Annotated in this window: 1 protein-coding gene; it reads left to right on the top strand. The window is 67.9% G+C overall.

What is annotated here, in order from left to right:
• Window positions 1–290 (top strand): 16S rRNA (cytidine(1402)-2'-O)-methyltransferase (gene rsmI, locus GV790_RS29880; RefSeq protein ID WP_256673617.1); only part of this gene is annotated, 290 nt, incomplete at both ends.

Genomic DNA, 290 nt, shown 5'->3' with positions numbered 1-290 from the left:
AGGTTGTCGCCGCCGAGGACACTCGGCGCACCAAAACGCTGGCAAAGGCGCTCGGCATCGAGATCACCGGGCGGGCGGTCAGCTTCTATGACCACGTGGAGACCGCGCGCATCCCCACGCTCCTCGACGACATCGAGTCGGGCAATACGGTCCTGCTGGTCACCGACGCGGGCATGCCCTCGGTGAGTGATCCCGGATATCGGTTGGTTGCCGCCTGCGTCGAGCGCGGGCTACCGGTCACCTGCCTGCCAGGCCCGTCTGCGGTCACCACAGCACTGGCCCTGTCCGGC

Origin of the sequence: Nocardia cyriacigeorgica (assembly GCF_010858045.1) — a bacterium.
Lineage (GTDB): Bacteria > Actinomycetota > Actinomycetes > Mycobacteriales > Mycobacteriaceae > Nocardia > Nocardia cyriacigeorgica_E.
This window is presented reverse-complemented; position numbering and strand designations above follow the sequence as displayed.